Origin of the sequence: Pseudomonas sp. GM84, assembly GCF_000282535.1 — a bacterium.
Lineage (GTDB): Bacteria > Pseudomonadota > Gammaproteobacteria > Pseudomonadales > Pseudomonadaceae > Aquipseudomonas.
Genome location: NZ_AKJC01000116.1, coordinates 1 through 8,319, shown reverse-complemented (window position 1 = coordinate 8,319; position 8,319 = coordinate 1). Strand labels below are relative to the sequence as shown.

At 66.3% G+C, this 8,319-nt stretch carries 8 protein-coding genes; 5 read left to right on the top strand and 3 right to left on the bottom strand.

Annotation, left to right across the window (positions count from 1 at the left end; all coding sequences use genetic code 11):
* The coding region (locus PMI38_RS10475; protein WP_008093577.1) for a universal stress protein at positions 1 to 444 on the bottom strand (444 nt) is incomplete at its 3' end.
* Between the two features lie 208 nt (positions 445 to 652).
* Between PMI38_RS10475 and PMI38_RS10470 the strand changes: the two genes are divergently transcribed.
* From PMI38_RS10470 to PMI38_RS10450, 5 genes are all read left to right on the top strand, one after another.
* Positions 653 to 1,561 (top strand): LysR family transcriptional regulator, encoded by a 909-nt coding sequence (locus tag PMI38_RS10470; protein WP_008093574.1) that lies wholly within the window; start codon positions 653 to 655, stop codon positions 1,559 to 1,561.
* Positions 1,562 to 1,788: 227 nt separating this feature from the next.
* Complete coding sequence (locus PMI38_RS10465) at positions 1,789 to 3,330, top strand: MFS transporter (RefSeq protein ID WP_008093572.1); 1,542 nt, start codon at positions 1,789 to 1,791, stop codon at positions 3,328 to 3,330.
* A 28-nt stretch (positions 3,331 to 3,358) separates the two neighbouring features.
* A complete protein-coding gene (locus PMI38_RS10460; protein ID WP_008093570.1) occupies positions 3,359 to 4,420 on the top strand; it encodes an HlyD family secretion protein in 1,062 nt (353 codons plus the stop codon).
* On the top strand, positions 4,417 to 5,859 hold the full coding sequence (locus PMI38_RS10455; RefSeq protein ID WP_008093568.1) for an efflux transporter outer membrane subunit: 1,443 nt from the start codon (positions 4,417 to 4,419) through the stop codon (positions 5,857 to 5,859). Before PMI38_RS10460 ends, PMI38_RS10455 begins: the two co-directional genes overlap by 4 nt.
* A 13-nt stretch (positions 5,860 to 5,872) precedes the next feature.
* Complete coding sequence (locus PMI38_RS10450) at positions 5,873 to 6,667, top strand: SDR family NAD(P)-dependent oxidoreductase (RefSeq protein ID WP_008093565.1); 795 nt, start codon at positions 5,873 to 5,875, stop codon at positions 6,665 to 6,667.
* A gap of 135 nt (positions 6,668 to 6,802) precedes the next feature.
* Here PMI38_RS10450 and PMI38_RS10445 read toward each other — a convergent pair whose 3' ends face one another.
* Positions 6,803 to 7,615 carry an SDR family oxidoreductase gene (locus PMI38_RS10445; protein WP_008093563.1) on the bottom strand — a complete coding sequence of 271 codons (813 nt, stop codon included), beginning with the start codon at positions 7,613 to 7,615 and terminating at the stop codon, positions 6,803 to 6,805.
* A gap of 151 nt (positions 7,616 to 7,766) precedes the next feature.
* A complete protein-coding gene (locus PMI38_RS10440) occupies positions 7,767 to 8,231 on the bottom strand; it encodes a hypothetical protein (protein WP_008093562.1) in 465 nt (154 codons plus the stop codon).
* Positions 8,232 to 8,319: the final 88 nt, after the last annotated feature.

Below are 8,319 nucleotides of genomic sequence, written 5' to 3'. Positions count from 1 at the left end.
CGCCGCCCCCACCAGAACCGGCACCTGCACCCGATCAATCACCTTCGCGCTGATCGAAGGATCCAGCATCCGCCCCAGTCGCGACAAATGCCTGTGCCCCATGATGATCAGTTCGCACTGCAGCTCCTGCGCCTTGGCGACAATCGCCTCGACCGGCTGCCCGGCGACCATGCAGCCCTGGCTGGTGAAGCCGGCCTGTTGCAGGGTCGCGACGGCCTCGGCCACGGCGCGCTCGCCCACGCGTTGTTCCTCGCAGGCCGCGGGGTATTCCTCCAGTTCCTCGGCGGTGTAGGGCGCCGGTGCGTCATGCACGGTGAAGGTCGAATCGATGGCCAGCAGCACGTGCAGTTGGTGCTCGCCGGGGCGGCAGTAGCGGCGGGCGAGGGTGAGCAGGGCGCTGGCGGCGGGGGAGGCGTCGATGGCGATCAGGACGGGGCGGGGCATGGGGGATCCTTGTTGAAGCGGGATGATCTGTTGCCTGTACCGGCCCAATCGCCGGCTTGCCGGCGATTGGGCCGGTACAGCCACTGCATCACTTATGGCCCATTCAAGGATCCAGATAAATGCCCCGGCACGCACGAGCGCATTGCGTCTGGTGCAATCCGCCAAGCTGTTAACATCCGCTTTCCCACAACCGCCACGGAAATCGGCCATGCAACTCCCGGACATGAACCTGCTCGTCGCCCTCGATGCCCTGCTCGATGAAGGCAGTGTGGTCGGTGCTGCACAGCGCATGAACCTGAGCCCGGCGGCCATGAGCCGGACCCTGGGGCGCATCCGTGATGCACTGGGCGATCCGATCCTGGTACGGGCCGGCCGTGGCCTGGTGCCGACACCACGGGCGCTGGCCCTGCGCGAGCAGGTGGCAGCGCTGGTGGAGCAGGCCGGCGAGGTGTTCCGCAGTGCCGACGAAGTCGATTTGCCTCGGCTTGACCGCGCCTTCAACATCCGCACCAACGACTTGTTCATTGCCTTGTACGGCGCCCAGTTGCTGCGCCGCATGCACGAGCAGGCGCCGCGCACGGTATTGCGCTTCGTACCCGAGAGCCCCGGCGGTGACGATGACAGCGTGCTGCGCGATGGGCGCACCGACCTGATCATCAGCTCGACCGTCGACCTGGGCCCGGAAATCAAGGTACAGAGCCTGTTCCAGACCTACTACGTGGGCCTTGCGCGGCGTGACCATCCGATCTTCGATCTGCCGATCACCCCGCACAGCTTTGCCAGTTATCCACAGATCAGCGTATCCCGACGGGGGCGGGCCAATGGACCGATCGACGTCGAACTCGCCAACTTCAAGGTCCAGCGGCGGGTGGCACTGATTACCCCGAGCTTTCACTCGGCGCTGTTCTCGCTGCCGGATTCGGATCTGATCCTGCCGATGCCGGCGAACATCCTCAACAGCGTGCACAAGCTCGGGCTGCCGCTGCGCTCGTTCGAGATACCGGTGCCGCTGGAGCGGGTGACGGTGCTGCAGGCGTGGCACCCGCGCTTTCACAACGACCCGGCGCATCGCTGGTTACGGCAGACCTTGAAGGCGTGTTGCAGCGTTGATCCTTGATGGGCTGTGAGGGCCCTATCGCCGGCAAGCCGGCTCCCACAGGGAAATCACAGGGTTCAAGACCTGCGCTGTACCTGTGGGAGCCGGCTTGCCGGCGATAGGGCCCTCACTGACAAACCCGGATTGCGTCTGACGCAACTTAAAACTACCGATAAGTCAGTTTTCGTCAGCATTCGACCTTCATAGACTTGCTCCAGTCGTAAATTTGTTGCTGGAGATGTCTGCCCGTGAGTTCCCTATCCACCCCGTCTGCCGCGATTGCCGTCGCCGCTGCGCCGGTCGCGCCTGTGCAGACGGCGTTCGGCCTGCGGGTGGTGGTCGGGCTGTTCGGTGTGTTGCTGGCCGTGCTCTGTGCCGGCCTCAACGAGTCGGTGACCAAGATTTCCCTGGCCGATATCCGTGGCGCCATGGGCATCGGCGCCGATGAAGGCGCCTGGCTGCTGGCGGTGTACAGCGCCGCCTCGGTCTCGGCCATGGCCTTCGCCCCTTGGCTGGCCACCACCTTCTCCCTGCGCCGCTTCACCCTGAGCGCAATCGGCCTGTTCGCCGTGCTCGGCCTGCTGCAGCCGTTCGCGCCCAACCTGCACAGCCTGATGCTGCTGCGCATCCTCCAGGGCTTCGCCTCGGGGGCCTTGCCGCCGATGCTGATGAGCGTGGCGCTGCGCTTCCTGCCGCCGGGCATCAAGGTCTACGGCCTGGCCTGCTATGCCCTGACCGCCACTTTCGGGCCCAACCTCGGCACGCCACTGGCCGGTCTGTGGACCGAGTATGTCGGCTGGCAGTGGGCGTTCTGGCAGATCATCCTGCCCTCGGCGCTGGCGATGTTCTGTGTGGGCTGGGGCCTGCCGCAAGACCCGCTGCGCCTGGAGCGTTTCAAGCAGTTCGACTGGCGCGGGGTGCTGCTCGGCCTGCCGGCCATCAGTTGTATCGTGCTCGGTCTGTCGCTGGGCGATCGCTGGGGCTGGTTCGACTCGCCGCTGATTTGTTGGCTGCTCGGCGGCGGTGTGCTGCTGCTGGTGCTGTTCATGTACAACGAATGGTCCGAGCCCCTGCCGTTCTTCCAGCTACGCATGCTGCAGCGGCGCAACCTGAGCTTCGCCCTGGTGACCCTGGCGGGCGTGCTGATCGTGCTCTCCGGTGTGGGCAGCATCCCCTCGGCGTACCTGGCGCAGATCCAGGGCTATCGCCCGGCGCAGACCAGCCCGCTGATGATGCTGGTGGCCATGCCGCAGTTGCTCGCCCTGCCGCTGACGGCGGCGCTGTGCAATATCCGCGCGGTGGATTGCCGCTGGGTGCTGGGCGTGGGGCTTGCGATGCTGGCAGCGTCCTGCATCGGCAGCAGCCTGCTGACGTCGCAATGGATCCGCGGCGATTTCTACCCGTTCTACCTGCTGCAGGTGTTCGGCCAGCCGATGGCCGTGCTGCCGCTGCTGATGCTCTCCACCAATGGCATGACGCCGCAGGAAGGCCCGTTCGCATCGAGCTGGTTCAACACCGTCAAGGGCCTGGCCGCGGTGATCGCCGGTGGCCTGCTGGATGCCCTCGGCACCCTGCGCCGGCACTTTCATTCCAACCACCTGGTGGACAGCCTGGGCAATGCCCCGCTGATCGACGACAACGCCGCGGGCCTTGCCAAGCGTATTCACGATCAGGCGCTGGTGCTGACCTCGGCCGACCTGTACCTGGTCATGGCCTGCATCGCCGTGGCGCTGATCTGCCTGATTCCTTTCGTGCCTACCCGGGTCTACCCGCCGCGTGCGGTGGCTTGAACCCTGGATGAATTCCGAGACGCTGAAAATGACCAACAAGCGCAAGACAATCGTGATCGGCTCGGTGCTCGCCGTGGCCGTGCTGGCCGGCATCGTCGGCCCCTGGATGTTCGGCAGCGACCAGCGCCAGAGCACCAATGATGCCTACATCATCGCCGACTACACCGTGGTCGCGCCCAAGGTCGCAGGCTTCATCAAGGAGGTGCTGGTCGAAGACAACCAGCAGGTCCAGGCCGGCCAACTGCTGGCGACTATCGACGCGCGCGATTACCAGGCCGCCCTGGATGCCGCCCAGGCCCAGTTGCTGGTGGCCAAGGCGCAAAGCGCCGATGCCCGTGCCACCCTGGAGCGCCAGGCCTCGTTGATCGCCCAGGCCGAGGCGGCAGTGAAGGCCGCGCAGGCCGAAGCAGCCTTTGCCGATCATGAGGTCAACCGCTACAGCCGCCTGGCCGAGCAGGGCGCCGGCACGGTGCAGAACGCCCAGCAGGCGCGCAGCCGGGTCGACCAGGCCCGTGCACGGCTGGCCAATACCCAGGCGGCGCTGGTGGCAACACGCAAGCAGGTAGACATCCTCAGCGCTCAGGTGGCCAGCGCCGACGGCCAGTTGAAACGTGCCGAAGCGGGCCTGGAAAAAGCCCAGCTCGATCTTTCCTACACCCGCATCACCGCGCCGGTCGACGGCATGGTCGGCGAGCGTGCGCTGCGCGTCGGCGCCTTCGTCAATCCGGGCGCGCGCCTGCTGTCGGTGGTGCCGCTGCAGCACGCCTATGTGGTCGGCAACTTCCAGGAAACCCAGCTGACCCACGTTCAGCCTGGCCAGCCGGTGCGCATCAGCGTCGACACGTTCGCCGGTGAAACCCTCACCGGCCATGTCGAAAGCATCGCCCCGGCCACGGGCGTGACTTTCGCCGCGGTGAAGCCGGACAACGCCACCGGCAACTTCACCAAGGTGGTGCAGCGCATTCCGGTGAAGATCGTCTTCGATGACGACCAGCCGCTGCTCGAACGCCTGCGCGTGGGCATGTCGGTGGAAGCGACCATCGATACCCGGGGCGACACGCTCGCCGGCAAACAGGTCAGTGCCCGATGAAGCCCGCCGTACGCTTGAGCCCGTTGCTGCTGGCCATGCTGCTGGCCGGCTGCACCCTCGGCCCGGACTATCAGCGCCCGGACAGCCAGGCGCCAGCGCAGTGGGCACCGCTGCAAGGTGAGGCAGCGCCGAGCCAGCCACAGGCCGAGCCGCTGGAACTGCGCTGGTGGGAGAGCTTCAACGATGCCCGCTTGAGCGCGCTGATCCAGCGCGTCGCCGAACGCAACCTCGACCTGCAGATGGCCAGTGCGCGTCTGCTGCAAAGCCGCGCCCTGCGTAGCACCGTGGCGGCCGATGAAGTGCCGTCGGTCGATGCCGGCGCCGGCTACAGCCGCGCCCGTAACAGCGCCGAAGGCCTGAGCGACCCTTCTGGCCATGCGGGTAAGTCGGCTTTCAACCTCTGGCAGGGCGACCTGGTCGCCGGCTGGGAGCTGGACCTCTGGGGCCGTGTGCGGCGCCAGGTGGAAGCCGCCGATGCCAGCGTGGAAGTGGCCGAGAACGACCGCCGAGGTGTGCTGCTGGCGCTGCTCTCGGAAACGGCCGGCAACTACATTCAGCTGCGGGCCGTGCAGCACACCCTGGACGTGACCCGCGACAACCTGAACGTTGCGCGGCACAGCCTGAAACTGTCCGAAGACCGCCAGGCCGAAGGTGTCGCCACCCGCCTCGACGTTGCCCAGGCCAGCGCTCAGGTCGCGTCCATCGAAGCGCGCCTGCCGGGCCTGGAAGCCCGGCGTGACGATTTGATCAACGCCCTCAGCCTGCTGGCGGCCGAGCCGCCGCGCAGCCTGCAGGCCGAGTTGCTGGAGGGTGGCGAGCTGCCCGCACCGCAGCAGTCGTTCGCCATCGGCTTGCCGTCCGAGCTGGCCGAGCGCCGCCCGGACATCCGCCAGGCCGAAGCCCGCCTGCATGCCGCCACGGCGAGCATTGGCGTGGCCAAGGCGGACTTCTACCCGAGCATCCGCCTGTCGGGCAGCGTCGGCTTCCAGGCCATGCAGCTCTCCGACTTCGGTGCCTGGGATTCGCGCCGCTTCGCCTTTGGCCCGCAGCTGTCGCTGCCGATCTTCGAGGGCGGGCGGCTCACCGGTACTCTGGAGCTGCGTGAAGCGCAGCAGCAGGAAGCGGCGCTGAACTACCGCAAAGTGGTGCTCGGGGCCTGGCATGAAATCGACGATGTGCTACGCCTGTACAACGCCAGCCAGTTGCGTCGCGATCATTTGGCCGAGGCGGTGCGGCAGAACCGTATCGCCCTGGAAACGGCCCAGCGCCAGTACGTGGAAGGGGCGGTGGACTTTCTCAATGTGCTGACCGTGCAGGGCGACCTGCTGGCCAGTGAAGAGCAGTGGATCGACAGTTCGGCCGCGGTGTCGCAGGCGCTGGTGGGGTTGTACAAGGCGCTGGGTGGCGGCTGGCAGGCGTTCGACCAATCTCGTGGCTGAAGAGGGATTAGCAATGCACATTTCCTTGAATGGTAAACGCGCCATTGTCAGCGGCTCCACCGCCGGCATCGGCCTGGCAATCGCCATCGGCCTGGCCGACGCCGGTGCCGAAGTGGTGCTCAACGGCCGCACCCAGGCGCGTGTCGACGATGCCCTCAATGCGGTCCGCGAGCGCTTGCCGCAAGCCCGGATCATCGGCGTCGCCGCCGACCTGAGTACACCGGAAGGCGCGCAGCAGCTGTTCGACCAGGTGCCGCACACCGACATCCTGGTCAACAACCTCGGCATCTTCGAGCCCAAGCCGTTCTTCGAGATCGAGGATGCCGACTGGCAGCGCTTCTTCGACGTCAATGTGCTGAGCGCCGTGCGCCTGTCGCGCCACTACGCCCGGGGCATGGCCGAGCGCACGTGGGGGCGGGTGATCTTCCTGTCCAGCGAGTCGGCGTTGCAGATCCCGATCGAGATGGTTCACTACGGCATGTCGAAGACGGCGCTGCTGGCGGTGTCGCGTGGGTTGGCCGAGACCTTGGCCGGCACTGGGGTGACCGTCAACTCGGTGCTGCCTGGGCCGACGCGTTCCGAAGGGGTGGATGACTTCATGACCAAGCTGGCACAAGAGCAAGGCGTCAGTCGCGAGGAGCTTGAAGCCAACTTCCTGGCCGAGCACCGGCCCACTTCGCTGCTCAAGCGATTGGAAACGGTGGAGGAGGTGGCGAACATGGTGGTCTATCTGGCATCGCTGCAGGCCAGTGGGACCACCGGGGCAGCGTTGCGGGTCGATGGTGGGGTATTGCGTTCCATTGCCTGATTTGTGTGCTTTCTCACCGGCCTCTTCGCGGGGCAAGCCCGCTCCCACAAGTACTGTGCTGCTCTTGAGGTTGGCGCTGTACCTGTGGGAGCGGGCTTGCCCCGCGAAGAGGCCGGTGCAGGCAACCGAAAAAAATCAGAGTGGTCGCAACAACCCAAACCGCTTGCGCAACGCCCAATCCAGCAACCGCCGTGGCAGCAGCCGAGCCATCAACGGCAGCGCCGTACTGCCATTGCCCAAGCGAACCACCGCAGGCACCGGCGACTTGCGCGTGGCAGCCAACACCCCTTGGGCAAACGTCGCTGCCGAGGTCGGCCTGTCCTGCGAAGCCCGCGCCCGAGCCTGCACATGCTCACGCAGCGGCCACCACGGCGAATCCGCCGCCAGCACCTGCTCGGCCTGCCGCTGGGCATTGCTGGCGAATTGCGAGGCAATCGCCCCGGGCTGCACTTCCATCACCCGTACACCGAACGGCGCCAGTTCCAGGCGCAAGGCATCGCTTAAAGCATTCACGGCGGCTTTGGAGGCGCAGTACGCGCCGGCGAAGGGGGTGACCAGCACACCGGAAACACTGCCGATGTTCACCACCAGCCCGCGCGTGCGGCGCAGCAAGGGGAACAACGCGCGGGTAACGCCAACCACGGCGAACACGTTGGTCTCGAACTGCTGGCGCATGGCGTCCACACCGCCATCGAGCAAGGGGCCCATGGCGCCGTAACCGGCGTTGTTGATCAGCATGTCGAGGGTTTCGATTTCCTCGGTCAGTCGGTTCAGGGCGTCGTTGTCGTTTACATCCAGTTGCCGGGCGGTGAAGCCGGCGGCGCTCAGACGCTCGACATCATCGGGCTTGCGGGCGGTGGCCCAGACTTTGTAGCCGGCATCGCGGAAGGCGTCGGCCAGGGCGCGGCCGATGCCGCTGGAACAACCGGTGATCAGGACGGTGGGCATGGGGTAGGCCTGTTGGTCGGGAGAGGTCTGGTTGACTGCACCGGCCTCATCGCCGGCAAGCCGGCTCCCACAGGTACGCCACAGATCTCAAGGGTTGTGGGGTACCTGTGGGAGCCGGCTTGCCGGCGATAGGGCCGGTGCAGGCAATGCATCAATTGGAAAATGTACCTTGCAGGCGCTCGGCCCGAAACTCCAGGGTCTGCGGTCGATACCCGGCACGCAGCGGCGGCAACGGCAGGCAGTCCTTCCACTCGGCCCCCGGCTGCAGTTCACCCGGCCCACGATAGCGCGGAGCGCTGTAGGTGTTCTCGGCCAGGTTCACCGTATCGCCCGGCGCATAGGCCGCCACGCGCCAGCGCAGCTCGGTGAGTGGAACATCGTTGCCGTTTTTCATGCGCACCTGCAGGGCGCGGTCGGCGGGGCATTGGTCCGGGGCGTAGGTCAGACGCAGATCGAGCCGCGCCAGTTGCGAGGTTTCACGGTTGTCTTGCCAGACGACCGCCAGCGCCACGAGGGCCAGGCCACAGACAGCGGCCAGCGAAATCGGCAGGGCCTTGGCCGGGTAGCGCAAGAGCAGCACCAGCCAGGTGAGGATGAGGAAGGCACCGATGATCATGGAGCAGGCAGACCTTGGTTGTGCGGGTCTGACCATCGTAGCGCCAAATGGCGGTGGCCTCAAAAGCGGGGAGGGCTTTGCCCTCCAA